The 24,719-nt window shown below is 45.4% G+C and carries 30 protein-coding genes; 1 reads left to right on the forward strand and 29 read right to left on the reverse strand.

Annotation, left to right across the window (positions count from 1 at the left end; translation table 11 throughout):
• Positions 1–12: 12 nt before the first annotated feature.
• The 26 genes from MHI55_RS19740 to MHI55_RS19865 all read right to left on the reverse strand — a co-directional run bounded on the left by MHI55_RS19740 (position 13) and on the right by MHI55_RS19865 (position 21,681).
• On the reverse strand, positions 13–876 hold the full coding sequence (locus MHI55_RS19740; RefSeq protein WP_339194345.1) for a heptaprenyl diphosphate synthase component 1: 864 nt from the start codon (positions 874–876) through the stop codon (positions 13–15).
• 101 nt (positions 877–977) lie between these two features.
• Positions 978–1,529 carry a hypothetical protein gene (locus MHI55_RS19745; protein ID WP_076209915.1) on the reverse strand — a complete coding sequence of 184 codons (552 nt, stop codon included), beginning with the start codon at positions 1,527–1,529 and terminating at the stop codon, positions 978–980.
• A 121-nt stretch (positions 1,530–1,650) separates the two neighbouring features.
• The gene (gene mtrB / locus MHI55_RS19750; protein ID WP_017687697.1) at positions 1,651–1,872 is read right to left on the reverse strand and encodes a trp RNA-binding attenuation protein MtrB; all 222 of its coding nucleotides are present in this window, start codon (positions 1,870–1,872) and stop codon (positions 1,651–1,653) included.
• A 169-nt stretch (positions 1,873–2,041) separates the two neighbouring features.
• Positions 2,042–2,314 carry an HU family DNA-binding protein gene (locus MHI55_RS19755; RefSeq protein WP_024630670.1) on the reverse strand — a complete coding sequence of 91 codons (273 nt, stop codon included), beginning with the start codon at positions 2,312–2,314 and terminating at the stop codon, positions 2,042–2,044.
• Between the two features lie 217 nt (positions 2,315–2,531).
• The gene (locus MHI55_RS19760) at positions 2,532–3,518 is read right to left on the reverse strand and encodes an ABC transporter permease (protein ID WP_017687695.1); all 987 of its coding nucleotides are present in this window, start codon (positions 3,516–3,518) and stop codon (positions 2,532–2,534) included.
• Positions 3,515–5,032, reverse strand: a complete 1,518-nt coding sequence (locus MHI55_RS19765; protein WP_340386667.1) for a sugar ABC transporter ATP-binding protein — start codon at positions 5,030–5,032, stop codon at positions 3,515–3,517. Before MHI55_RS19765 ends, MHI55_RS19760 begins: the two co-directional genes overlap by 4 nt.
• Before the next feature lie 112 nt (positions 5,033–5,144).
• Positions 5,145–6,242, reverse strand: coding sequence for a sugar ABC transporter substrate-binding protein (locus MHI55_RS19770; protein WP_074095648.1), 1,098 nt, complete (start codon positions 6,240–6,242; stop codon positions 5,145–5,147).
• Positions 6,243–6,459: 217 nt separating this feature from the next.
• Entirely contained in the window at positions 6,460–7,938 is a 1,479-nt protein-coding gene (gene spoIVA / locus MHI55_RS19775; protein WP_036607700.1) for a stage IV sporulation protein A, read from the reverse strand.
• 454 nt (positions 7,939–8,392) lie between these two features.
• Positions 8,393–9,172, reverse strand: a complete 780-nt coding sequence (locus MHI55_RS19780) for a hypothetical protein (RefSeq protein ID WP_340386668.1) — start codon at positions 9,170–9,172, stop codon at positions 8,393–8,395.
• A 46-nt stretch (positions 9,173–9,218) separates the two neighbouring features.
• A complete protein-coding gene (locus MHI55_RS19785) occupies positions 9,219–9,569 on the reverse strand; it encodes a 2Fe-2S iron-sulfur cluster-binding protein (RefSeq protein WP_340390620.1) in 351 nt (116 codons plus the stop codon).
• A 17-nt stretch (positions 9,570–9,586) separates the two neighbouring features.
• On the reverse strand, positions 9,587–10,204 hold the full coding sequence (locus MHI55_RS19790; protein ID WP_076317429.1) for a hypothetical protein: 618 nt from the start codon (positions 10,202–10,204) through the stop codon (positions 9,587–9,589).
• An 83-nt stretch (positions 10,205–10,287) separates the two neighbouring features.
• Complete coding sequence (locus MHI55_RS19795) at positions 10,288–10,467, reverse strand: DUF2768 family protein (RefSeq protein WP_017687688.1); 180 nt, start codon at positions 10,465–10,467, stop codon at positions 10,288–10,290.
• 173 nt (positions 10,468–10,640) lie between these two features.
• Positions 10,641–10,916: a stage VI sporulation protein F gene (locus MHI55_RS19800; RefSeq protein ID WP_076317428.1), complete on the reverse strand. Its 276-nt coding sequence runs from the start codon at positions 10,914–10,916 to the stop codon at positions 10,641–10,643.
• Between the two features lie 103 nt (positions 10,917–11,019).
• On the reverse strand, positions 11,020–12,060 hold the full coding sequence (locus tag MHI55_RS19805) for an NAD(P)H-dependent glycerol-3-phosphate dehydrogenase (protein WP_036607707.1): 1,041 nt from the start codon (positions 12,058–12,060) through the stop codon (positions 11,020–11,022).
• Positions 12,053–12,676, reverse strand: coding sequence for a glycerol-3-phosphate 1-O-acyltransferase PlsY (gene plsY, locus MHI55_RS19810; RefSeq protein ID WP_076249996.1), 624 nt, complete (start codon positions 12,674–12,676; stop codon positions 12,053–12,055). Before plsY ends, MHI55_RS19805 begins: the two co-directional genes overlap by 8 nt.
• Before the next feature lie 11 nt (positions 12,677–12,687).
• Positions 12,688–14,010, reverse strand: coding sequence for a ribosome biogenesis GTPase Der (gene der / locus MHI55_RS19815; RefSeq protein ID WP_017687684.1), 1,323 nt, complete (start codon positions 14,008–14,010; stop codon positions 12,688–12,690).
• 185 nt (positions 14,011–14,195) lie between these two features.
• Positions 14,196–15,410 (reverse strand): 30S ribosomal protein S1, encoded by a 1,215-nt coding sequence (rpsA, locus tag MHI55_RS19820; RefSeq protein ID WP_036607712.1) that lies wholly within the window; start codon positions 15,408–15,410, stop codon positions 14,196–14,198.
• A 142-nt stretch (positions 15,411–15,552) separates the two neighbouring features.
• Positions 15,553–16,140 carry a lysophospholipid acyltransferase family protein gene (locus MHI55_RS19825; protein ID WP_036607713.1) on the reverse strand — a complete coding sequence of 196 codons (588 nt, stop codon included), beginning with the start codon at positions 16,138–16,140 and terminating at the stop codon, positions 15,553–15,555.
• Positions 16,137–16,841: a (d)CMP kinase gene (cmk, locus tag MHI55_RS19830; RefSeq protein ID WP_036607714.1), complete on the reverse strand. Its 705-nt coding sequence runs from the start codon at positions 16,839–16,841 to the stop codon at positions 16,137–16,139. Before cmk ends, MHI55_RS19825 begins: the two co-directional genes overlap by 4 nt.
• Positions 16,842–16,944: 103 nt before the next feature.
• The gene (locus tag MHI55_RS19835; RefSeq protein WP_339186712.1) at positions 16,945–17,169 is read right to left on the reverse strand and encodes a hypothetical protein; all 225 of its coding nucleotides are present in this window, start codon (positions 17,167–17,169) and stop codon (positions 16,945–16,947) included.
• 62 nt (positions 17,170–17,231) lie between these two features.
• A complete protein-coding gene (locus MHI55_RS19840; protein ID WP_339186710.1) occupies positions 17,232–17,885 on the reverse strand; it encodes a flagellar brake domain-containing protein in 654 nt (217 codons plus the stop codon).
• Positions 17,886–18,033: 148 nt separating this feature from the next.
• Positions 18,034–19,380 carry a germination protein YpeB gene (gene ypeB, locus MHI55_RS19845; protein WP_036607717.1) on the reverse strand — a complete coding sequence of 449 codons (1,347 nt, stop codon included), beginning with the start codon at positions 19,378–19,380 and terminating at the stop codon, positions 18,034–18,036.
• A gap of 121 nt (positions 19,381–19,501) precedes the next feature.
• Complete coding sequence (locus tag MHI55_RS19850; protein WP_164783335.1) at positions 19,502–19,672, reverse strand: hypothetical protein; 171 nt, start codon at positions 19,670–19,672, stop codon at positions 19,502–19,504.
• A 114-nt stretch (positions 19,673–19,786) separates the two neighbouring features.
• Positions 19,787–20,482, reverse strand: coding sequence for a glutamic-type intramembrane protease PrsW (gene prsW, locus MHI55_RS19855; protein WP_017687676.1), 696 nt, complete (start codon positions 20,480–20,482; stop codon positions 19,787–19,789).
• Between the two features lie 43 nt (positions 20,483–20,525).
• Positions 20,526–21,140, reverse strand: coding sequence for a genetic competence negative regulator (locus MHI55_RS19860; RefSeq protein WP_017687675.1), 615 nt, complete (start codon positions 21,138–21,140; stop codon positions 20,526–20,528).
• A gap of 187 nt (positions 21,141–21,327) precedes the next feature.
• Positions 21,328–21,681: a hypothetical protein gene (locus MHI55_RS19865; protein ID WP_047843572.1), complete on the reverse strand. Its 354-nt coding sequence runs from the start codon at positions 21,679–21,681 to the stop codon at positions 21,328–21,330.
• A 94-nt stretch (positions 21,682–21,775) separates the two neighbouring features.
• Here MHI55_RS19865 and MHI55_RS19870 point away from each other — a divergent pair, with 94 nt between their 5' ends.
• Positions 21,776–22,672, forward strand: coding sequence for a polysaccharide deacetylase family protein (locus MHI55_RS19870; protein WP_340386669.1), 897 nt, complete (start codon positions 21,776–21,778; stop codon positions 22,670–22,672).
• A 45-nt stretch (positions 22,673–22,717) separates the two neighbouring features.
• Here the strand turns inward: MHI55_RS19870 and MHI55_RS19875 are convergent, their stop codons facing one another.
• From MHI55_RS19875 to MHI55_RS19885, 3 genes are read right to left on the reverse strand one after another with little or no spacing between them, the layout of a single operon-like run.
• On the reverse strand, positions 22,718–23,515 hold the full coding sequence (locus tag MHI55_RS19875) for a metallophosphoesterase (RefSeq protein ID WP_340386670.1): 798 nt from the start codon (positions 23,513–23,515) through the stop codon (positions 22,718–22,720).
• A gap of 29 nt (positions 23,516–23,544) precedes the next feature.
• Positions 23,545–23,997 carry a hypothetical protein gene (locus MHI55_RS19880; protein WP_017687671.1) on the reverse strand — a complete coding sequence of 151 codons (453 nt, stop codon included), beginning with the start codon at positions 23,995–23,997 and terminating at the stop codon, positions 23,545–23,547.
• The gene (locus MHI55_RS19885; protein ID WP_036607728.1) at positions 23,994–24,587 is read right to left on the reverse strand and encodes a type II CAAX endopeptidase family protein; all 594 of its coding nucleotides are present in this window, start codon (positions 24,585–24,587) and stop codon (positions 23,994–23,996) included. Before MHI55_RS19885 ends, MHI55_RS19880 begins: the two co-directional genes overlap by 4 nt.
• Between the last annotated feature and the right edge of the window lie 132 nt (positions 24,588–24,719).

The raw sequence follows: 24,719 nt of genomic DNA on the forward strand, positions 1-24,719 counted from the left end.
TCTGTCTCCCCCTCAATCTTCCCTTACTGCCGCATGTGAAGGCTGCAAATATGCCAAGTAAGGCTCTAGAATTGCATGTATCTCATGCAAGCCCATCCGCCCTTCCTCATCTTGCAACAACAGTTGAATGCGGTGTGTACACTCGCGAAGCTTGTCCAGCAAAACCTCGCCAACCCTATGCTTCAGCACCATAGCGTTCCATGCACGTGCATCCAATTCAGATTGACGCAACACATTGCGCTCATCGTCATTACCATGCTCGTATATGTGCCAATATGCATAGCTGTGAAGATATCGTTTTGCGTCATTCATCCGCTTCAGTTCTTCCACGATCGTTTCGCAGGAGCTGAATTCGGTCAACAGGCTGTTCCATAAAGACTCTTCGTTATGTTGAATCATGCCTGTAAATGAAAGAAACAGCTGCATTCTCAGCTGTACCGTTTCACGCAAGTATTCGTCAGCCGAAACGAGAAGCTTCTTCATCCGTTCATACAGCGTCATCTTGCGTGCGTTCACTCCGGATACAGCACCACTGAGTTTGCCAATCATTTCAATTCTGCCCGCTTGGGCAAGCAATTGATAAAAACGGCTACTTAAATAATCCCCGGCGAGTACATTCAACTGACGTGAACGCATCTCCTGCTCTTTCCGCTCACCGGAAATGGTATCGATTCGATCATGCGTATCCATGGCCAACTGAACGAGCGAAGTTGCAAGAGCATATAACTCTTGATGCACCTTTTCGTCTGTGCGGCCAACAAATACCTGCAACAGACGTGCCCGGCTATCCGGAAATGATGGGATTTCCGTATGTTGTCGAATCATGTCGTAATCCGTATATTTCTTTGCTAGTTGGGGTACGCGATATGAATTCATTCTCAGCCTCCGAGCCTTAACATTGTTAAACCATTTCTGCACTACAATCTTATATATTATAGCATATGTTGAACGGGCACGCACTGAATCCTGCTATTCTATTACCCCTGACTTGTCATTTCGAATTGCTTCTTCCAGAGTTCGGTCTCCATCAAATGAAACCAGTCCTTCAATTCATCTGAGAAGGCCGCACTTTTCCAGTTCCGTAATGTTTCAATCGCATACAGAGGCCACTCTCCACGCCGAATATCAGCAGCAAGTAACAGATGTCGTTTATGCATCCATTCATCTTCTGCCATCACACGTAGCAGCACCTGATCCACGTTATCCAGACTCCGAAAGCCCAGATCTGCCACAGCTGCCATGTTCTCATAGATTTCAGTGTAACTTGTACCAGTGCCTTTAACTTTGAGGTCCAGTGTCAAAATGGACTGTTTCCATTCCACTCTTGCAATGGGCGTTGATAGTTGCATGGAGCTTAGCACATCAACCAGATTGTCATTCGTTAGCTGAACTGGATGATGTGATGCAGAGGCAGGCTGTACGTTGTCCCCGCCCCATGTACGCATATGTAAGGTTTGTATCGCAACAAGCAGAAAGACCGCCGCAACCGTTGCCAGCATTGAAGCAGTAACAATCATCCGCGGTTTCATATACGCCTCCCTGCCTTTACCTGTTAGTGTAGTCTGTCCGGTAAAGGCTCATACCTCATTGTACAATGAAAAAAAGCAGGCTATGCCTGCAATCTTCATTTGAATGTATTCAATCTGTCCATTACTCCGATTCAATCTGTCCATGCTTGGTAATCAGCGTGGCTTTGCCCCGGATTTTAATAGCTGAAGTATGGGTGGTAAATTGGGCAAACATCACTTCACCCTTGTCCAATTTCTCGGTGTGGTGAAAACGTGTATCCTGACCTCGGGTTAATCCGATCACCTGGACACCATTTTCCTCTGCCTTAATTACAATATAATCATTGCCGGTTGGATGATCCATCACGCATGTCCCCTTCTTTAGTTCGATAGCGTTAATGATGATTAAGATTGTTTCATTTGTCAACCTGCGCCTTATACGAATGAACCGCAAGAATCATCGTTAAAGGGCAAAAGAAAAGGCCGTGAACAAGTCACGGTCTTTTTGTCGACATATGGAATATGTAGAAATCTTATTTAATTCCGTCTTTGAGCGCTTTACCTGGTTTGAATGCAGGAATTTTGCTCGCAGGAATTTCGATTTCTTCACCTGTTTGCGGGTTGCGTCCTTTACGTGCAGAGCGCTCGCGAACTTCGAAGTTCCCAAAACCAACCAATTGTACTTTATCTCCGCTTTGAAGAGCCTCAGAGATTGCTTCGAATACGGCATCAACCGCTTTCGTTACATCTTTCTTGGACAATTCAGTCGCTTCAGATACGTGTGTAATCAAGTCTGATTTGTTCATTTGTTTTTCACCTCCTGTATCAATGTCCTGAATGTTATACTGTGTTTCCGTTTTATAGCGAAATATACGTTCATACGCAAAAAATCTACGTACATCTTGAGCGCTGAACACAAATCTCCGCCTGCGGTCAACAGTCATTTTCGGCAGAATATCGTCTGAAACCACGGGCATTTCAGACGCCGAACAAATTTCATACTAATACAGACAGCCCACAATTTCAAGTCCGGTTGCGGTTTAAGACGTAAAATGTAACCGCCAGAGCAAGCACGAGAACTCCACCTTTTACAATATCATGTGTGAAATACTGTACGTTCATCATCGTTAAACCGTTCACAAGTACACCAATCAGAACCGAACCAATGAAGGTTCCGATGACATTGGGTTTACCCGCACCAAACACAGAGAAACCGACAAATACTGCAGCTACGGATTCCATTAACAACGGTGATCCAGCATCGATTTGCCCAGATCCTACTTTGGAGGCATAGATGATACCACCGATTGCTGCAAACACTCCAGCGGCTACATAGGCGAGTGTACGCACCTTTTTCACCTTGATTCCAGACAACCGTGCAGCTTCCTCATTACCACCTGTAATGTACATCTGACGCCCATATTTCGTATACGTCAAAAAGATATGCACACCTATTACCGCAATAAGTAACATGATAACCGATATCGGCATACCAAGCCATTTACCCTGTCCTATAAGTAGAAATGTCGGGTCCATCTCTCCCGCAGCTTTGCTCCCGTCAGGGAACTGCATGTGATTGTAAATGGTATATCCCTGTGCATACGTTTTGTGAATACCTCCGATGATATACATCGTGGCAAGGGTTGCGAGTAAATCCGGAATACGCAATTTTACAATGAGCAAAGCGTTAAGTAAACCAATAACAGCGCCAATGATTAGTGGCACAATAATTACAATTGCCAGTGGTTGTTGATACCAAATCATTAACGAAGCAGTAACGACGGTAGTTAATGAGACAGTCGCCCCAACCGAAAGATCAAATCCATCAACAATGAGAGATAACGTAACACCGATCGCTACAAACGTAACGATAGAGATCGAGCCCAGAATATCGGTCAAGTTACTGTACGTAAAGAAATAAGGTAATTTAATGCCGAAAAAAGCGATAACACCTATGATGACTATAATCGCCCCGTAACGGAACGCAAAATCCAGTGATTTATCCTTCATGATTGCACCTCTTGTCCACCGCTTGCATAGTATAGCAGCTGTTCTTGGTTAGTCTCGCCTCGTTTGAACTCTTTTACAATAACACCTTCGCACATGACAGCGATTCGGTCACCAATTCCCATGCCTTCATCCAGTTCACAGGTGAAATAGATTACACCCTTGCCCGCCAAAGCCAGTTCATTAATGATGCGGAAAATGTCACTTTTTGCGCCAATATCTACGCCTTTGGTTGGCTCATCAAATATAAATACATCTGCATCCGCATTAAGCCATTTACCAATGGCTACCTTCTGCTGGTTACCACCGCTTAGATATTTCACTTCCTGTTTCACGGACGATGTTTTAATTCCAAGCTGTTTCACCAATGACTCTGCGTTCAGACGTTCCCGCTTGCGGCTTACGAAACCTAATGTACTAAGACGGCTTAGCAAAGGTAGACTTAAATTCCGTTCCACGTTCTCCTGAATCAGGATTCCTTGTTTACGTCGCTCCTCCGGTACAGAAACAATCCCCAGAGCCGCCGCATCCGCAGGCTGAGACAGGCGGAGGTTGCGGTTGTTAAGCCGGATCTCGCCTCCCTCCAGCCGATCTGCACCAATCAGCAAACGAGAGCTTTCCGTTTTACCCGCGCCTACCAGACCCACCACAGCGAGGACTTCACCTCGTCGTACAGAGAGGTTAACACCTTTTACCTTCACTCCACGACGAAGCCCACGTGCCTCCAATAACAGCTCCCCCACGGGTGCTTCCGTCTTCGGAAACTCTTCTTCGAATGGTTTGCCCAGCATCTGTGTAACCAAATCGTTGATCGTCAGTCCTTTTGCTTCACCGGTAAATACATGTTGTCCATCTCTCATGACCGTAACGCGATCACAGTGACCCGTCACTTCAGCAAGACGATGGGTAATGAAAATACAGGCAACGCCCCGATCCTTCAGGAGATGAACAATCCGGAAAAATGCATCCGTTTCTTCCTGGCTCAGCGGTGCAGTCGGTTCATCAAAAATGATGACTTTGGCATCCTGGATCAAAATTCGTGCCAGCAGTATCATCTGTTTTTCTGCAAGTGTCAGATCGGCCACTTTTTGGTGAACGGATATGTCCGCCCCTAATTGCTTCAACGCCTCAACCGCACGCTGTTGCAGCTTCCGTGGACTTTTCCACCAACCTCCAGCAGATGAAGCCAACTGATCCAACATAATGTTCTCCGCAGCCGTCAGCTGTGGCACCAGTGCCGCATCCACTTCCTGATAGACACAGTGAATCCCACTTGCCTTTGCGTCTCCCGGAGAACTCAAATGAAGCGCTTGTCCACTCAACTGAATCGTACCCTGATCCATTGAATAGGCACCGGACAGAATTTTCATTAACGTGCTTTTACCGGCACCATTGGCACCCAGCAGCGCATGAATCTCCCCACCTTTTACAGAGAAATCCACATCCTTCAGTGCAGGAATACCTGAAAACTGCTTGTGGATATGTTCCATTTGAAGCAGAATCGGTGCAGTGCTCATGATGTTAACCTCCAATCGTTCCCATACGGGAGTATCCCATTTCTCATCCATACTCGCACATCTTCATTATGGTAGAAAAAGCGCGCCTTGCGGCGCGCTTCCCATACGCTGCTTATTTAGCAGTAATTCCGTATTCACTCATCCAGTCCTTGATTCCTTGTGTGCTGCCACCCCAACCTTCAACGAACTCTGACAGCTCAGAAGTGGAGATTTGTTTATCTGGCAGAGCTTCACGTTGAACATAGACCGGGTTAAGAACAACTGCATCTTCTGTCTCGTCCCCGTTCAGTTTTTGATAAGCATAACGTACCTGGACGCGACCAATATCCGTTGGATCAACAGCAGCTGAAGCAACCCAAGGATTTTTCGGGTCCTGAATCATTTGCAGATCCTCGTCACTCATATCGATACCATACACTTTGATCTCATCACGTCCAGCTTGTTGAATCGCACGCGCTGCGCCTTTGGCGAACTCATCCCATGCAGTCCATACAGCTGTAATTTCACCTTTTGGATATTGCTTGAGAATAGCTTCCATTTTGGCTTGAGTATCCAGCGCAGGGTTCTGTGCAGAACCAAATGTAGCTATTTCCTTGATGTCCGGATTTGCTTTCATGAATTCACCGTATGCAATCTGACGACGTTCCATCGGTGCGAAACCAGCTACCCATACTTTGACAATATTGCCTTGTCCATTGATATCTTTTTTCATCTGCTCCAGTGTCAGTTCAGCCATCTTCTGGTCATCCTGCGACAGGACTGTAGCTCCTGGAACACTGATAGCTGCGTCAAACACGACCACTGGAATATTCTGTTCTACTGCCTTCTTCACGCCTGGCTCTAATAGGGAATCCCCATGATCCGTGAGAATGGCATCGAACTTCTGGTTAATAGCGCTATCAAGCAAGGATACCATTTTTGCTTTGTCATTATCGGCAACAAACGTTGTCAGTTCTCCACCGAATTTTTCAATTTCTTCTTTTACACCTTGTACATATTGCTGCGAGAAAGTACCTGTATTAAACTCCATAATAAGTGCAATCCGTTTGCCGCTTAGAGGGCCTGTAACTGCTTCCGTTTTTGGTGTATCATCTGATGCGCCCGAAGCCGGAGTGGCTGCCGGTTCTTTTTTGATTCCGCAAGCGGACAGCGCCAATGTAAATACTAATAACACACTCAACCACAGCCATTTTGTCTCTCTTCTTTTCATCTCTGTATCCCCCTGTCCAATCTCTGTGATCTCGATCACAATAGTTGAATATTAATATAACGGCTAATCCCTAGTATGTAAATGGGTTTTAGCAATTTAAAGCTAAAACTCGCTAAGTTTTTTCGAAAGTACTATTCTTCCTATCCATTTCATCCAAAATAAAGAAATCACGTAAAAAAGACCGCGAGGGGATGCCCCCTTACGGTCTTTTGATGTCTTACAGAATGATAGCGATCAAGCCGCCCGAACCTTCGTTAATGATTCTTCCCAGCGTCTCTTGCAATTTGTATCTTGCATTATCCGGCATCATGGCAATCTTGCCCTGGATCCCTTCTCGCACGATGGAGTGCAGCGAACGACCAAACATGTCTGAATCCCATACCTTGATCGGGTCGTTCTCGAAGTCCTGCATCAGGTATCTCACCAGTTCCTCACTTTGTTTCTCCGTACCGATGATTGGAGCGAACTCCGATTCCACATCAACCCGGATCATGTGAATGGACGGTGCCGTTGCTTTCAGACGTACGCCAAATTTGGTGCCCTGACGAATGAGCTCAGGTTCATCCAGAGCCATCTCGGCGAGAGATGGAGCAGCAATGCCATATCCGGTCGTTTTGACCATCTCCAGCGCTTCTGCGAAGCGGTCGTATTCTCTCTTCGCATGCGAGAATTCCTGCATCAATTGTAGCAGATGATCCTTACCGCGAATCTCGATGCCAACCACTTCCACGAGAATCTGATCATACAGTTCATCCGGCGCGTACAGGTCAATTTCGGCTACACCCTGCCCCATATTCATGCCACTCAGGCCTGCGCGATCAATGAATTCATATTCCATGAACTGTGCGACAACCCGATCCACGTCACGAAGTCTGCGAATATCCTTAACGGTATCCCGTACGGAATTTTCGTAGTTGCTACGCAGCCAGTGAGTCTCATTGAGTACCATAACCCAGCTCGGCAAGTTTACATTCACTTCATGCACAGGGAACTCATAGAGCACTTCACGAAGTACACCCGTCACATCATCTTCCGTCATGGTCGCTGCACTGAGTGTCATCACCGGAATGTCGTATTTGGCAGCAAGCTCACTGCGCAATTGCAGGGCTTCTTCACTGCGAGGACGAGTAGAGTTGATGACCAGGACAAACGGTTTACCCACTTCTTTTAATTCCGCAATGACCCGTTCTTCGGATTCCACATAGGAACTGCGGGCAATTTCGGCGATTGTGCCGTCTGTTGTTACCACAACACCCAGTGTGGAATGCTCCTGAATGACTTTGCGAGTACCAATCTCGGCGGCTTCCTGGAACGGAATTGGTTCCTCGAACCAAGGCGTGGAGATCATGCGTGGACCATTCTCATCCTCGTATCCCTTGGCTCCTTCCACCGCGTAACCTACACAATCCACAAGGCGCACATTGACATCGAGTCCCTCTGCCACCTTAATCTGGACTGCGTTATTTGGTACGAATTTTGGTTCGGTAGTCATGATGGTTTTACCTGCTGCACTCTGTGGAAGTTCATCCACCGCTCGACCACGGTCAGCCTCGTTAGTGATGTTTGGCAACACAATGGTTTCCATGAATCGTTTAATAAATGTTGATTTTCCCGTCCGGACTGCGCCGACAACCCCGAGATAAATATCCCCTCCGGTCCGCTCAGCTATGTCCTTAAAAATGTCCACTTTCTCCAATGAAATCCCCTCCCTAAATTACTCCGAAGGAAAAATGCTAAAGAGCATCCGCTTCGTTTTTTCAATCAGAAGACTGAAATCCCTGCAACGGTAGAGCCGCCTTTGTGAGTGCCCGGAAGTCGTCCGCCGCCGAACGTTGCATTCTGATGAAACCGGCGAGAGCGGCGTTAACTCGTACATGCAATTGGACTAGTATCATCTTATGTATCCGTATGCGGCAATATGACGCGTATTTTTGTTTTTTTATCTTAAGGTGATGACATTAGGAGAATCCCCCGATCTCGGACTGCGCGTCTTTATTTCAATCTACTTTATGTGATCCGTGAAGCTTTTATGACGGTTATTACTCATACTGACAAAAGAAAAAAGAGATATCCCTTATTGGGAATATCTCTTATTGAACCATTAGGGCCATGGTGGTCATACAGCTAAATCATTTGAATTGCAACCATGCTTATTTTATGGGCTGGGCAACCGGCGCATTATTTTTCCAAGCGTAGAAAACCGATTTTACAGGTACGAAGTAGGAGTGTTCCACCAGCAAATCCCGAACATCTTCAGTCTCTGCTGGAGACACGTCAGACTTTTCCACTGCCTGCATAATATCAAAAGCATAATCAACATAGACCTTGCCTTCGTCATCCATCATAAAAGGTAACGCCTGACCTGAATATACACTATTCAGCGTAATGGAAGGAGTACCTGCCTGAGCAGCCTGCTCCATATTCACAGCATATAACCCCGGATACAGTTCTTCCCCGCTTGGCAGCTTATTGTTATGTACGGACTTATATTGATTAACCAATCGTTGCACATCGTTTACTTTCTGTACGGTCAGAAGATCCATCACTTTAATGGTCGGATTCACTTCTTCGTCCTGAATAAGGAAGTAAGCGCTCCCACCACTTTCAAAAGCAGTCCCCGGTATTTCATCCAGATACCCCAGTTGTTTCAACTTGGGCAGGTCCACTCTGAACTTTTCATATTTTGGCGTTTCCATATCTGCATTGATGATTGGCAAAATCCCCTCATCTTGCTGAAATGCCTCGACCGCACTCTGGATGCGGCTCACGCTTTCCCGATAGGCTATCTTAGGGTCCGAATTACTCTGGGATGGATACATACAACCAGTTGCTGTAAAAGCAAATAACAGGAATAACAGCAGACCGCCCGTCTGATGTTTCAGACGCTGCCGTCCGCTTCCTTCCACACATTTTGGCTTGTTCCTAATCATTCGTGTCCTCCTTGAATAACTCATTAGAGAATCAATGTCATAACGCTCAGAACCAGTCGTCTTCCTGTTGTTGACGTTCCAGTTGTTTCCTAATGGCTGCCTTCAGCGGGTCCTCTGGAACATGAACCGATAGAGATCCACACACTTTGGCCTGACAGGACAGTCGTGTACCTGCTTCCAACAGTGAACCCAGCTTGCGCTTTTCTGCATCTGTTGGTGGATGTAGTTCCGCCCGATGTTCTTCATCCACATTCACTTTGCACATCAGGCAAGCCGCTTTACCATCACATCGAGTCGTAATCTTGACTCCAGCACGTCGTGCTGCATGCAGAAGTGTTGCCCCTGGTTTGAGCGCTATCGATTTGTTCATAGGTAAAAAAGTAACTTTATAGTCCATCATTTTCCTCCCTCAACCTACTGGGGCCATGTAAAGCCAACAAGCTCTTCCACTTCGGCTCTGAAGCGACTTGTCCATACATTCTGTTGACTTAAAAGCATCATTATAGGTTGATGTGCATCTGGCTGCTCGCGCATCTGTGTCGCAATGGGGACATAACGATCTTCACGACCTCGCAGCAGATTAAACAACAGCTCATGCGCAAGCGGCATCAGTCGCAGGCTATATGAACCCACTTGTGCTACTGGTGCATGCGGAGCAAGTACATGTTCAATCTCAATACGGTACCAACTTTTGCGAGCCCATATTTCGAAACCACCAACCAGTTCCAGCGCACATTCACCCACCTGATAGTGGCTCAGCAGAGAAGCATACGGTCCTGTCTTGTCCACTGTAGGCTCGTCAAGCATTTCCCCCGGAGCGCTACGGTGAAGTTCCTTAGCAGCAGCAACATCCGCATAGATATCAATATCTCTCGGAGCCTGTTGCAACTCCACCCCTTGAAGCAGCAACCCACAACTTCCTCCAAGTAACCATGTCTGTGACTGTGTGTTCCAGGCTTTGGCCGTTTCCAGCAAAGCCGCGTGTAATTCCGGATAACGCTCTGTCCGCCCCTCCGTATCATGCGGCCTCATAGGCTCACACTCCCCTCATCCGTGTTCATTGTGTCAGTTCTTATGATGTGCTTATGCGGATGTTATCTTTCAGGCATGGGAAATCAGGTCAGAGAAGCGATTCCACCGAAAAAGCCAATCAGCATAATCAAAAATGCAATCAGAGAAAGAATCCCCCGTACAATACCTTTTGTTTTGGCACGAGCAAACGTAATCAGGAATACAGATAGTCCCATAATGAGGATGGCCACCAATGACAGCCACATCTTGTCCATTGCACTCATAATCCAGCAGTCTCCCCTTCAGTCCGATATTCATCACTGACACTGTGACAATTGCAACCATTATAACATGAAATTCAGCTCAACTTTCCAAAAAAAAGACAAAAAAGCAAGCCGGCAGAAGCCGACTCGTCTTTTTGTCTTACTGGATCACCTGCACATGCAGGTGTGATCTATTATTTTTTCATCATCATTTTCATTAACGATTCCATACTGCTCGGATTCAATCCGCTTTTCTTGACCGCACTCACAATATCCTTAACCGTATCCTCAGATACCGGAACTTTCGCCATGGCGGATACTTGTTTGATCAATTGGCGCAACTGAACTTCATTCTGAATCGTCGTTGGTTTCACCGTGCTTGCCAATTTCTTAACGGCACCTTCCGTTATCGTTTTACCCGTTTTCTTGTTGATTGCATTCAGTGCATCTTTGGAAATGTTGTTACCCATTCGTCTCCCCTCCTCCGGCAATACTCATGTGTATAGTATGAGTCTGCTACAGAAAAGGTGAATAAGCTTCTTATTTCACAAGGTACGTTTAGGCTGACTACAATCAGGAATGCCATTGCTCCCAGGTTTCAAGCTTCATGACTTCCATTTCAGTCTTCGGGTCACGTCCCATCAAGGCTTCAACCGCATCACGCGGCTGTCTCTCCTGGAATAAAACGTGATATAACTGATCCGCAATTGGCATTTGCACTCCGTATTTTTGTGAGATGAAATAGGCAGCTTGCGTAGTTCGAATGCCTTCTACCACCATGCCCATGGACTTCAGAACATCATCCAGCTTCTGTCCCTGGCCCAACATGGAACCTGCTCTCCAGTTCCGACTGTGCTGACTTGTAGCCGTTACAACCAGATCCCCGATTCCAGCAAGTCCCGAAAACGTTAGCGGATTTGCTCCCATCTCAACACCAATACGTGTGATCTCAGCCAGACCACGTGTTAGCAAAGCGGCTTTGGCATTATCACCAAATTGAAGACCATCCGACATACCTGCACCAAGAGCAATGATATTTTTGAATGCGCCCGCCAGCTCAACACCGATCATATCCCGATTCGTGTAAACCCGGAAATAAGCATTCATAAACAAAGCTTGGGCAGATTCGGCAGATGCCTTATCCAGTGAAGCTACAACCACTGTCGTTGGACAACGCTTCACCACTTCTTCCGCATGGCTTGGGCCAGAAAGAACAACCACACGTCCTTCTTCACATTCAAGCTCTTCTGAAATGACTGTGGACATCCGTTTGAGGCTTTCTGTCTCAAAACCTTTGGTTGCATGAATGACTAACATCTCAGGCTTGTAATAAGCCTTAAGCTGGTTCGTAACTGCACGCATGGCTGATGAAGGCGCAACAATTAACACAGCTATAGCGCCTTCCACCGCAGCTTCCATATCAGTTGTTGCTTGAATCCGTGGTGAAAGCTCCGCATCCGGAAGATAGCGAGTATTAGTGTGCTTGTTATTGATTTCGTTAGCCTGGTCTTCACCACGTGTCCACATCATCACATCCAACTGATTGGCGGCGAGTACACTGGCCAGAGCTGTTCCCCAGCTCCCAGCGACTAGAACAGCAACTTTTTTAGACAACTCGTTTACCCCCTCCAGGGTTTTTCGATCCCAATTTATTTTCCTGTCCTTTGGCGAGCTTCGCAATATTGGTACGATGTCTCCAGAACGCAAACAGACAAATAATCAGACTCCCCCAGAAGATATTCATTGAATATCCGGGTAATACCATGATAAAGATGGGTGTAAATGCTACAAAAATCAGAGAGCCCAATGAAACATAGCGTGTCAATACAATAGACAGAATGGCGATCACCCCAGCACATAACGCAGGCAGGAAAGCAAGACTTACCAGAACACCAATGGCTGTGGCAACGCCTTTTCCTCCACGAAAATGGAAGTAAAGCGGCCAGTTATGTCCTGCAATGGCTGCTATACCACTGAGTGCAGGAATCCAGGCAGAACCGTTACTCAGCCAGATTCCAATCCATACAGCTGCAACACCCTTAAGTACATCAAGTAACAGAACAGCAATTGCTGGTCCTTTACCCAAAATACGCAATGTATTGGTAGCTCCCGCGTTTCCGCTTCCGTGCTGACGAATATCGATCCCCCGTATCGCTTTGGCAAGGAGGACACTAAAGCTGATCGAACCGAGCAGATAACTCAGTACAATCGCTGCGATTTGTAAAATCACACACTTCTCCCCTAACTTTCGTCGGACTTCTTCCGAGTAAATATGCGAATTGGTGTTCCTTCGAAGTCAAACGCTGCACGGATTTTATTCTCCAGGTAGCGCTCATATGAGAAGTGCATCAATTCCGGATCGTTCACAAAAACAACCATGGTCGGTGGCTTAACGGCAACCTGAGTCACATAGTTAATTCTCATTCTCCGTCCTTTATCCGTTGGCGGAGGGTTAATTGCAACCGCATCAGACACCACATCGTTAAGTAGATGTGTTTGTACACGTAACGAGTGTTGATCTGCTACCCTTTTCACAACCGGTAACAATTTTTGTAAGCGTTGTTTTGTGAGGGCTGACAAGAATACGACTGGAGCATAAGTCATAAACAGGAAGTGATCCCGAATTTTTCTCTCAAACTCTTTCATCGTTTTGTCATGCTTCTCTACCACGTCCCATTTGTTCACAACAAACAATGACGCTTTACCAGCTTCGAATGCATATCCTGCAATATGCTTGTCCTGTTCAATAATGCCTTCTTCACCATTAATGACAATCAGAACAACATCTGCACGCTCAATCGCACGCATCGCACGCATTACACTGTATTTCTCAGTTGTTTCATATACTTTACCACGCTTACGCATACCTGCTGTATCAATCAGCACGTAACGTTGGCCGTCTTTTTCAAAAGGTGTATCAATCGCATCCCGGGTCGTTCCAGCCACGTCACTTACAATGACACGCTCTTCACCCAGAATAGCGTTCACCAGTGAAGATTTACCCACATTAGGACGTCCGATCAGAGCTACACGAATGACATCTTCATCGTAAGTCTCTTCCTCAAGTTCTGGCAACTTCTCCACTATTGCATCAAGCAAATCACCTACACCTGTACCGTGACTTCCGGATACGCCAATAGGATCACCGAAACCAAATCCATAAAACTCATAAATGAGCTCACTTCGTCCGATATTATCCACTTTGTTAACGGCTACAACAATAGGCTTGCCTGAGCGGTAGAGCATCTCTGCTACCTCTTCATCCGATTGCGTAATACCTGCTTTTGCATCACACATGAATACAATAACATCCGCTTCTTCAATAGCGAGTTCTGCTTGCATCCGAATCGATTTTAAGATTACATCTTCACCATCAATTTCGATACCACCTGTATCAATGATACTAAATGGTTTACCGTTCCATTCACCGATTCCATATATACGGTCACGGGTAATGCCCGGCTTGTCTTCCACAATGGCCAGTCTGTCGCCGATGATCCGATTGAAAATGGTGGATTTACCCACGTTCGGTCGTCCGACAATTGCCACAACGGGTCTTGCCATACATTCCACTCCTCCTGTCCATACTTACGATACTCATCATAGCAAAAAAGATATATCTTGGCTAACGTTTCATGCCAAATTACTCACAATAAAAACAATCGGCGAACCCGCCTTGGGCTCGCCGATCTTGCTTTTGTTATTCAGCAAAATATGCAGTATATAACTTAGAACCATGCATTGTTAACTTATTTGAATTTGCTGAGTTTGTCTCCAAACAGTTCGCCAAGCGTAGTGCTCATACCTTGATTGTTCAAGGAAACGTTTGGATTGTTGATTTCTTCACGCGGAGCGTTGTTTCTTGAAGGTCTTTCTGATTTTTGTGGTTGAGCTGGAGCTTCTTCTGTTTCTTTGATGCTCAAGCTTACACGTTGCTCAGAAGGGTTCATGTCCAAGATTTTAACTTGAACTTCTTGTCCTTCTTTCAGCACTTCATGAGGAGTGCCGATATGCTTGTGGGAGATTTGCGAGATATGCACAAGTCCCTCAACACCAGGAGCGATTTCAACAAATGCACCGAAGTCTACCAGACGTTTCACAACACCTGTTACGATATCGCTGGAATTGAATTTTTCGCTTGCTGTTTCCCAAGGACCTGGTTGAACAGCTTTCATGCTCAGGCTGATTTTGCCTTTTTCAGGGTCAACTTTCAGCACTTTCACACTAACTTTATCACCTTCAGACAGTACGTCGGATGGTTTTTCAACGTGTGTCCAAGCCAGCTCGGATACGTGAACCAAACCGTCAACTCCGCCCACATCAACAAATGCACCGAATTGAGTCAAACGTTGTACTGTACCTTCGATCACTTGACCTTCTTGCAAACCAGCCATTACTGTAGCTTTGTTTGCTTCGAATTCTTGCTCCAGTACGTCTTTTTGGGAAAGGATCACTTTGTTGTTCTCACGGTCGATCTCTTTCACTTTAACACGCAGTGTGCGTCCTTTGTAGTCGCTGAAGTCTTCAACGAAATGGCGTTCAACCATGGAAGCCGGGATAAATCCACGTACGCCCACGTCTGCTACCAGACCGCCTTTAACAACATCACCTACAACAACTTCGAATACGTCTTGGTCTTCAAAATGCTTTTGCAATTGATCCCATGCGTTTTCACTGTCGATTGCACGTTTGGACAGAACGAGTTTTTCTTTCTCGTCGTCGATGCTAAGAACTTTAGCTTCAACTTCTTGTCCAACTTCTACTGCGTCAGACGCGCTGTCAACATGTAATGAAGACAGTTCACGAATTGGAATGACACCGTCATATTTATATCCAATGCTCACATAGGCTTGGTTATCTTCCAATTTGACGATGGTTCCTTTTACGGTATCTCCTTTTTTCAAGGAAACGAATTGATCCAACTCATCTTGGGTTGCTTCTTGATTTTTCATTTCTTCCGACATGTCAAATACCCTCCTCAATTCAAAAACCCCATTATATTCAAACCTGCCTGTAGCAGAGTTCAAAACACTTTCATCACTGAGTGCTCAAACTTTAGTCTCCCTCAAAAATATGGAAACATGCACTCAGCTACCGACGAAGCCATTACTTGCTTGGCACGCCCGTTTGCACCATCTCGTTAATCTTGGACATAATCTTTTCAGTCGCCTTCTCCAGAGCTTCTCCAGATGGGTCTTCCTTGAACTCGTCCAAACTTACTGGTGCTCCATATACAACTTTCATCTTACGAAAAACTTTGTAGTTACCGATAATAGCAGTAGGAATAACTGTAGCGCCACTGCGGAGAGCAAAACTCGCTGCCCCTTTTTTACCGATACCTCCATCATTGTGACGGCTTCCCGAGGGGAAGATTCCAAGCACTTGACCATCACGCAAAATATTGAGTGAGGTTTTGATGGATTCCTTGCTGACACCTCCACGTTTAACGGGGAAAGCGCCCACGGCTTTAATAATTCGGCCGAGTACCGGAATTTCAAACAATTCGCTTTTGGCCATGAAACGTACCTGACGGCGAAGTTTGATACCAACGGTTGGAGGATCGAAGTTACTAATATGATTGGAACATAAAAGTACGCCGCCTTCTTTCGGAATATTCTCCCGTCCAACGGCCTCCAAGCGGAAAAGAATGGTATAAATGATCCGCAGTAATGTGCTGCAAAATGTGTAAATCATAGACCGATCTCTCCTCTGACCATTGTGCAATAAGATACGATTTTGTCAACCACTTCATGAATGTTCATCTCCGTTGTATCAAGGACAATAGCATCCTCAGCACAACGCAATGGGGAAATTTCCCGATTCTCATCCAATCTGTCACGGGTGGCAATGTCTCGCTCCAGCTGTTGCAACGTCAGTCCTTCAGAGGGGTCCAGTTCTTTGAAGCGGCGAAGCGCACGCTCTTCCACACTGGCAGTCATGAAGATTTTCACTTCCGCATCGGGCAGTACTGTCGTTCCGATATCGCGTCCATCCATGACGACGCCCTTGCGCAAAGCCATTTGCCGCTGAGTATCCACTAATTGCGTACGCAGCCCCTCGATTTGCGCATATCGGGACACGATTCCCGTCACTTCACGGGAGCGGATTTCCGAGGTTACTTCTTCCCCATTACAGAACACTTTCTGTCCGTCGGGATCCGGTTGTAAATCAATGACCAGCTTTTGGGCTTCCTGAAGTACCTGTGTCACATCTTCCGGTGTAATACCTTTCCGAAGCATATGCAAGGTTACCGCACGGTACATTGCGCCTGTGTCGACGTATACATACGCGAGCGCCTCTGCAACCAATCGGGCCACCGTGCTTTTCCCGGCACCGGCAGGTCCGTCAATTGCAACGTTCATTTTCCCGTTCTCTGATGTGTTCTGGCTTGCCAACGGGGCATTCCTCCTCAAACGATAAACCTCAATAAAAAAACAGGCATTGCCTGCATCGTGAAAATTATACCACACTCTACACATGGATGCAAAAACAGACAAATCAACGACGTTTGTAATCATTCATCGTTTGCACTTCAATTGGCGTTCCTTCCAGGCGGTCAATGGTGGTCAAATTCTTTTTGAAGTCTGGTACCAACAGCAGCAATTGATATACCACAAGCAGGATTAGAAGGACTGTAATCAGAATCGTAACCTTTCGTTCCATTCGCCTGGAGAAAACATAATAAAGTCGTTCATATCTGCGGGTTGCATGACGACGATTCAAGGCAATACCTCCGTTTTTTCATTACGGTACCCGCAGTTCCCTCTCTTTATGCCACAACATTCCTATTTCGTGCGATAGTCAAGTTGCCGCTCAAAACAAAACTTGATAATTTTCTGGCGCTCCGAATCTGAAATCTGCACAAATTTGAGCATGCATAGCTGTCTGCCGGTTTCCAGGGTTTTGATCCTCACAACTTCAGCTTCAAAATTCACATGTTCAATGGTTGAATTCCGGTAGGGAACCAGCAACCAGCATTTCAATTTTTGACCTTCAGCTAGTGAGAAACCTGTTTCGCCGTAGATGGACAATCCACCACCGCCAATATCTTCAGTCAATCCGACAGCACGGGTCAGATCTTCACTCTGGATGGCCAATTCGAGGTTTGCATGAACACGAAGAAAGCTGCGCCGTTGTATTTTGGATATATCGCTCGGAAGCGGTTTGCGGATACGGACAAGACGGACCACATCTTCCTCAAATCCCGTGACATAGGTATTAAAATAATGCCGGACCCCATCCTCCGTAATATATGAAATGGACAATTCATCTCCGAAAAAGAGCCTTTTCAGACGGCTGCTTCCTTGTTGCATCGGGACCTCAATCAGAAAACTGCTGTCATCCATATCTGCAATGCGTGATTTGTACTCTTTGTGTTCCTCTTTTTCATCTGCAGAAGCAATGTGGATGTATAAAATTTCATTTATTTTCGGAAACAAGCTGTTCACCGCCACTTTATGTATTTATCTTCGTATGTACAAGGACTATTATACCATGACCTTTCTCACATTGAACAAGAAAAAAACAGACCACATCGTGGTCTGCCGCAGTTATTCGCTCAACTTCAAATTCAAATTATCCATCTTTTTATGAGGTTGCATTGACCGGTTTGATCTCTTCAACCGCTTCTTCTATTCCTGTATTCGCATTAATGTATATCCGGTAACGAGAACCGTTAATTTTCCCTCCGAATTCATAACACAATACTTCTTTGCTGTAATCATTCTCAATCAGGGATTTGCGAACATAATTTTCTTCGAACTCCGAATTAAGCTTTTTCCGCGCCTGTTGCTCCGTAAGAGTTGCTTTCGGAATTTTGCGCATGTCATTATGTTCGTAAACAAAGTCACTCGCCTGGAAGCCGGTTACTTCGCCTGTATCCAAACCAACACGAACTGACATTTTCTCGGGATAAATCAAGGTGTCCCCTTGCTTACGCACATAAGTAAGGTTACCCAGATTACCATATTCATCGTAGTTTACAGCCTTCATATCCTTATAGCCTTTGTTCATTAGAAATTGATCTGCTTTAGCCATGGCATTCTGACGAGACACTTTTTTGGTTCCGATTGGACGCGTATCACTGTAAGAGATCAGCATTCCGCCATTACGGGTGAAATCCATCATCAGTTTGCCATTGTTGGCATGATCAATCGTGGCAGTGTAGGACTCCCAGTCTGTTCCTTTGCCGTTCTCCTGCACTTGGATTTTGCTACGATCCGCATCAGAGAATTTTGCAGCCTTGCTCTGAATCTGTTCTTTGGTCACCGGCAAGCCGTCCAGTTTCTTGACTGATCGTTTTGCATAGATGTTGGATACGGAAGGACCCCAATCAAGCTCCGGGTATTCCTGTACCTTTTTGTTTACAGTACGAAAACCATCAACGATCGTGTTGTCCATGGTTTGCTCTTGTGTTGCCATGGCAGTCTCTGCATCCATCCAGCGCAATCGGTCCGTCAGGACTTTCTGCTGCACATCCTGCAGATTCTTGGTAATCTCGGATGAATTCTGATACAGCTTTTTCAGGTTGCCCATTTCCTTCTCACTTAGCGGTTCGTTCGTCAAGTCACGCATCGACGCCCGATAGGCAAAGTTGGAAATACGCGAGAGAAACTCCTCTGTCTCGTTAAATGGCAGCATGGTGAGTGGCAGTTGGTTGATCTCATTCTGCGCTTCACTGGTGAGTCGCCATACATTCATCAAACCTTTGCGATGCATCCCCTGTGATGTAGAGTGAACCGCCAAGGTGTTGCCAATCTCCGAATGCAATTTGTCCATATGAAAAGATAAATCGTGAAATGCACGCTGATATTGATTCTCTGCCTTGATCAGAATTGCATTCTTCTCCTGATTCTCCTGATAGCCCCACACGAGCGCACCGACCAGTAGAACCGCAAATATCGGAAACATAACTGAACTTAATCGTTTATACATCGGTAGAGTCTCCTTTCTTCTAAACCACTACCTCTATTGTGGATCGAAGAAAGATCTCTTATGCATGCGATTTCCAGTCCTTACACAAGCAGGCTGCTAAAGTACCGTTTGGGTCCTCCTTTTAATTCAGCTGAATCCCAGTTGCCATGCCCTCTTCTTCAATTTCGAACTGGTCTCTGTTATCACATAGGCACTGCTTGAATCCCGTCTCAATCCGGCCCCGATCTTTCTTGCCTCGTAATGTAAATCGTTCACCGCATTGTTTGCATCTGATTTTAATTTTAATTCTCATCACAACGATCTCCGTTTCTATCGGTCATTCCCCGGGAGTTTATCTGTAAAAATAAAAACACACCGGAGTCATAGGCGCAATATGCGCTTTATGTCCACCAGTGTGTCCGTATTTTTATAATTTAACCTCTTCCTCCCGCTTCACAAAACGAAAAGGAGAACGGTTATTAGCTCGTGTGATTTTACCCATTGCCCCATACCACAGGCCCGCCATTAGCGGCGCTATAAACCACAACCAATGATTCACCATGGTGTTCATGATGACGTCGTACAATGCATGCCAGAAAAAAGGTAACACCAGAGAAAGAACCAGATACCACCGCTTTTTCTTACCACCGATAAACTTGGCTTTACCCATATAATAACCCATGATTACCGCAAACATAGCGTGCCCTGAAACAGGGAGCAGTGCCCGAAGGAACATGGCTGAGACGGATGCATTCCCCGCAAAGGCATACAACACATTCTCAACAGTGGCAAATCCAAGTGAAACAGCGACTGCATATAATATCCCGTCATACGGCTCATCAAATTCGGTGTGATTATAGATGATATGATAAAGTACGAACCATTTAACGAATTCCTCCACACCACCTGAGATCATAATGGCCTCAAGATAAGGATTATCCCCGAGCCACATCATCATGCCACGCTGAATAATCATCACAGGCAGTACCATCAGAATCCCCATGAGGAAAACCCGCAATACCATATGAAGTGGCTCATAATCATAACGGTCTTTCAGGTAAAAGTATGTTAACAAGGCGAGACCCGGAGCAACTGCTGCCGCTAAGACCGAAAACAAAAGCACCGAAATTCCCTCCTCTGACTAAAGACGCGATTACAACTAGAGATTAATCCTGGCGTTTGAAGTGGGTGCAGATAACATCAATCGCTTGTGCAGGAATAACAACCTTACCATACTCTTCCATGACTGCTGGAGTAACTGAGGAGCCTTCGCCAAATTCAGCAAGCAAGGCAATCAATGCCGCATGTTTGGTGGAATCTACCTCATCTGGCTCCAAATGCAAGAACCACTTGTCTTTATAGGAATAAAGTCTCCCAGCATCCGTAACATGCTGACGCAACATATGTGCAGCTTCAATGAGCACTTCAAAGTCCTTGAATGCATAAACAATGGAATCGCTTTGCTCGAGTGTAACTTCCATTTCATATACTTCTTCAGGAAGATCATCTTCATGACCTAAACCATATTGTTGCGGATCATATTTTCCACGTGTGACAATGACAACCATCCCTTGAGCGGGAAGTGCGAATACTTCGACAGCGAGTGGACCTGTGGCATCAAATCCAAGTTCGGAATAGGCCTGATCCATCATTTCAGTGAACAGTTCATGAACCTTAGGTATTTCCTGCCACATATCTTCTTTTTGTATTCCGCGCTCGCTCAGATCGTCAAAGGTCAGGAAAATCCGTATCTTATCGTGACTTAGTCGTTCTATTTTCATACAGGATCTCCCCTTTATAAGCAAGTCTTATAACAGATTATGAAGCACAAAACAATATGTGCTGAAAATAAATCTATGTAGTTATGTTATCATTTTATACCTCTAAATGCACGAAGTAAAATCGACAAAAAAAGAATCATTCCACAGCAAATCAAGACTGTGGATGATTCTAATTGGAGGTTTTGGTTTATAAACCCGGTACTGTTGTGTTTGTTTGGCTTAAAATTTGCTCAACTTCATGCTTCACATCGGGATTGGTGCGAATAAAATCTTTGAGCATGCTCATATTCGCTTCTTTTTCCTGCGGTGTGATTGCTCTTGCGGTCTTTGCTGCCGGATTTTTGTGGGATTCACCATGTTGGTTTTGCTTACTTGTGAACCCGTCCATACCCGGGAAAGTCATTTCCATCATCTTATGTTTTGCCTGATCCATCATATTTCGTGATGAACCCGATGACATCATGGGTAATTTGCCTTTGGACAGCCATGAACTGGCTGCAACACCAATGACAATACCCCAAAAAAAGGATGACGTCTTCATTACACCAACCTCCTTCAAGTGTTAAAATCATATTTAGTGTTTGCGGTAGTGAGCGATCTCATTCCGTATAAATACAGGAAAGCGAGTTGAAATCATGTTTAGATATAGCGCCGCATTGATCATTGCTGCAAGTTTGCTGCTGTCAGCTTGTGGGACAGCGGAAGAAAAAACATCTGATAATTCCACACCAGCGGGCGAATCAACTACCACGGTTCAAGAAGAGCAAGGTAACTCTAACCCAACTAAAACAGGAGAACCCGGAACTGGTGTGCCCGAGCCTTCAACGGAAGATTCAACTGTGACAGAAGAAGAACCTGAATCTTCGGAGAAGGTTTCTACAGAAGAGAAAGTGGAAAAGACGTATCATATGAATGAAAATTATTATATTAAACCAAACGATGAAGCGAACCCAAGCAAAGTGGTCTTGTTAACTTTTGATGATGGACCCAAAGAAGAAAAAATGATTACTTCACTGATCGACACTTTAGATAAACATAACGCTAAAGCGATATTTTTCGTCAATGGATATCGGGTGAAAAGCCATCCGGAATTACTCAAACTCATACATGATCGGGGTCAGATTGTAGGCAATCATGCCTGGGATCATGAGGATCTCAAAAAAATGTCCAACACTGAGGCGGCAAAACAGGTTACAGATGTCCAAAAAATAGTGAAGGATACCATTGGTGAGGAACCGCAATTCTTCCGTCCACCTTTTGGTTCGGGAAATGATGCACTGAAGGCTGCTGTGAAGAAAAATGGCATGTTATATATGACTTGGTCTAATGGTTCTCTCGATTGGGATAAAAGCACCAAAGACAACCCGGAAAAAGTCATCCAAAATGTACTCGATCAGTTAAATCCCGGAAGCAATATTTTGATGCATGAGTTGCCATGGACGGTAGAAGCATTGGATGAGTTGCTGACCAAGCTCGAAAAGAAAGGTTATTCCTTTGTTGATCCGCGTGCAATTGAATTGGAAGCTCGTTAAATTGTAATTTTGCGCATTAAAATAAAACAGCCTTGATCCATTGGATCAAGGCTGTTTCTCTGTGAGTGCTTTTTCCGCGGGCACTCTTAACGTGATGATATGCATCTCCGCAGGACAACTTAGTCGGAGAGGAAGATGATTTGTACCGTATCCTCTGCTAACAAGCATTTTGCCTTCTTGGTGAATGTCCTCCGGACTTCGCTTCAGGGAGTACCACCCGTTCGATACGGGACGATACGCTTTGCTCAGGAACACAGGTCCGAAAAATGGCAAAACCAATTGTCCGCCATGTGTATGACCGCTTAAAATAAGATCTGCATTTTCTTCCAAGCGAAGGGCCTGCAAAGGATCATGGACGATAGCAATTTTGCAAAAACGGTTACCGATCTGCTGTAGTAATACATCGCCCTGTTTGGAACGATAGTCTATGCCGATCAGACTCAATCTGTCGTTGCCCCTTTGCAAATATTCCACATTATCCTGAAGGAGCTTAACGTCCGATTCCCGAAGGATTCGCGCAAGTTGAGCGGTACCAGCCCTCTTGTCATGGTTGCCATACACGGTAAATGAAGGTGCAATGTTCGATAAAATTTTCATGTTATGTCTAACTAAAGACCATGAGATTCCTTTTTCCGCAACATCCCCACCGATGAGAACCCAGTCCACCTTGTTTTTAACGTTTGCCAGATCCTTCTGCTTCAGCTTGCGCTTGTGCGTGTCGGATACATACAAAATCATGGCCCCGTCAAAGGATGTTGGCAGATGAGGCACTTCAACCTCTTCTTCAATCATTTGATGAATATGGGCTTCACGCCACATATGAAAAAGTAGTAAAACTCCCATCAAAATGATTAAACCTGCGAGTAAAAGCATTACCACGGCAAGGGAAGGAACGTATTCAGAGCGGGTGCCCCTTCAACCCCCCACCAAACCAGACTAATCGTTAACATGACAAAAATAAAAATGAGTGAATTCACAAACCTCTTGCTCAATTTTAACCGACGTGAAGGATGTAATTCTGTCCGTGTAGGAAGCGAACCCGCTTCGGGGATCGATTCTTCCGTTGAATTTGGCGTTTTTTTGGAGCGTGATGGTGCCCTTTGAGGAAGTACTGGACTTTCCAGTTTTTCTGTATAAGGCTTGCGCTGTGATCTAGGTAAAGAAACGGAAGTAATTGGTGTGATTCCGCCAACCTCAGCAGCTGCTGCCGTTTCAGCAACGATGCTTACTTGAGAAGCCACCTGACGCTCGGATTTCTCTTTTTTATCCGATTGACGATGGCGCTGACTGCCATATGTCTTCATTCTACTTAATGGCTGATTCATGATCCCCTCCGAAAACGTATCGCTAATCCGGACACCAAATCAATAATAAAGTGACATAATATAGGCGCCCATAATGTGCCGGACTGCAAGTAAATCCAACCCAATCCATAACTTGAGACAAACACCCAGCCTGTTGGAATCCAGTGGCGCAAATAACGAATATGGATAACTGCAAATAAAATACTTGTCCAGTAAGGACCGATGGCATGTTGGATGGCTCCACGGAATAATAATTCCTCACACACAGCAACAATGGCTGCTATACATACAATGTGCCAGATCGGACGCCCACGGAACAACATCTCGTTAATTCCACCGTCATCCATGCTTTCCTGAGGTATAACATACGACAGTACCAAGTCCATAACAAGCATTATTCCTGCAAGACCAAGACCCCACCATATAAATTGGTAATTGTCAGGCCATGCGAGTACATCTAACAAGTTTCGTTTCTGCAATAAGATCCACACAACTCCGATAATCAGTGTCAGACCTTGTGTAAAGTATAGATTGATTAAAAGCAAACGCTCGGTAAGCTGCTGTGGCTCAGCCTTCTGAATCTTGAACTTGGGAAACTTGAATTTTTTCATCGGATGCGTCTGTCCTCTTGAGTTAAATTTGATGGATAACAATTACGTTGTCCAATCGGATAGTATACTAAATGATAGCCAAAAAACCAATTAGGTTCAAGGCCTGCCCCAAGTCCTGGTTATATGTCCGTG

The organism is Paenibacillus sp. FSL E2-0151 (assembly GCF_037993015.1).
Taxonomy (GTDB): domain Bacteria; phylum Bacillota; class Bacilli; order Paenibacillales; family Paenibacillaceae; genus Paenibacillus; species Paenibacillus amylolyticus.

Bases quoted from the DNA above. Each gene is read 5' to 3' on its own strand.
- MHI55_RS19780 (WP_340386668.1), bottom strand. From the start codon at position 9,172: ATGATTAGGAACAAGCCAAAATGTGTGGAAGGAAGCGGACGGCAGCGT.
- MHI55_RS19865 (WP_047843572.1), bottom strand. From the start codon at position 21,681: ATGAAGACGTCATCCTTTTTTTGGGGTATTGTCATTGGTGTTGCAGCC.
- MHI55_RS19790 (WP_076317429.1), bottom strand. From the start codon at position 10,204: ATGAGGCCGCATGATACGGAGGGGCGGACAGAGCGTTATCCGGAATTA.
- MHI55_RS19770 (WP_074095648.1), bottom strand. From the start codon at position 6,242: ATGAAAAGAAGAGAGACAAAATGGCTGTGGTTGAGTGTGTTATTAGTA.
- MHI55_RS19795 (WP_017687688.1), bottom strand. From the start codon at position 10,467: ATGAGTGCAATGGACAAGATGTGGCTGTCATTGGTGGCCATCCTCATT.
- MHI55_RS19785 (WP_340390620.1), bottom strand. From the start codon at position 9,569: ATGGACTATAAAGTTACTTTTTTACCTATGAACAAATCGATAGCGCTC.
- ypeB (WP_036607717.1), bottom strand. From the start codon at position 19,380: ATGTATAAACGATTAAGTTCAGTTATGTTTCCGATATTTGCGGTTCTA.
- rpsA (WP_036607712.1), bottom strand. From the start codon at position 15,410: ATGTCGGAAGAAATGAAAAATCAAGAAGCAACCCAAGATGAGTTGGAT.
- MHI55_RS19760 (WP_017687695.1), bottom strand. From the start codon at position 3,518: ATGAAGGATAAATCACTGGATTTTGCGTTCCGTTACGGGGCGATTATA.
- MHI55_RS19800 (WP_076317428.1), bottom strand. From the start codon at position 10,916: ATGGGTAACAACATTTCCAAAGATGCACTGAATGCAATCAACAAGAAA.
- MHI55_RS19745 (WP_076209915.1), bottom strand. From the start codon at position 1,529: ATGAAACCGCGGATGATTGTTACTGCTTCAATGCTGGCAACGGTTGCG.
- MHI55_RS19870 (WP_340386669.1), top strand. From the start codon at position 21,776: ATGTTTAGATATAGCGCCGCATTGATCATTGCTGCAAGTTTGCTGCTG.
- MHI55_RS19740 (WP_339194345.1), bottom strand. From the start codon at position 876: ATGAATTCATATCGCGTACCCCAACTAGCAAAGAAATATACGGATTAC.
- MHI55_RS19860 (WP_017687675.1), bottom strand. From the start codon at position 21,140: ATGAAAATAGAACGACTAAGTCACGATAAGATACGGATTTTCCTGACC.
- mtrB (WP_017687697.1), bottom strand. From the start codon at position 1,872: ATGGATCATCCAACCGGCAATGATTATATTGTAATTAAGGCAGAGGAA.
- MHI55_RS19765 (WP_340386667.1), bottom strand. From the start codon at position 5,032: ATGAGCACTGCACCGATTCTGCTTCAAATGGAACATATCCACAAGCAG.
- MHI55_RS19880 (WP_017687671.1), bottom strand. From the start codon at position 23,997: ATGAATCAGCCATTAAGTAGAATGAAGACATATGGCAGTCAGCGCCAT.
- MHI55_RS19875 (WP_340386670.1), bottom strand. From the start codon at position 23,515: ATGGGAGTTTTACTACTTTTTCATATGTGGCGTGAAGCCCATATTCAT.
- MHI55_RS19825 (WP_036607713.1), bottom strand. From the start codon at position 16,140: ATGATTTACACATTTTGCAGCACATTACTGCGGATCATTTATACCATT.
- der (WP_017687684.1), bottom strand. From the start codon at position 14,010: ATGGCAAGACCCGTTGTGGCAATTGTCGGACGACCGAACGTGGGTAAA.
- MHI55_RS19885 (WP_036607728.1), bottom strand. From the start codon at position 24,587: ATGAAAAAATTCAAGTTTCCCAAGTTCAAGATTCAGAAGGCTGAGCCA.
- MHI55_RS19850 (WP_164783335.1), bottom strand. From the start codon at position 19,672: ATGAGAATTAAAATTAAAATCAGATGCAAACAATGCGGTGAACGATTT.
- MHI55_RS19755 (WP_024630670.1), bottom strand. From the start codon at position 2,314: ATGAACAAATCAGACTTGATTACACACGTATCTGAAGCGACTGAATTG.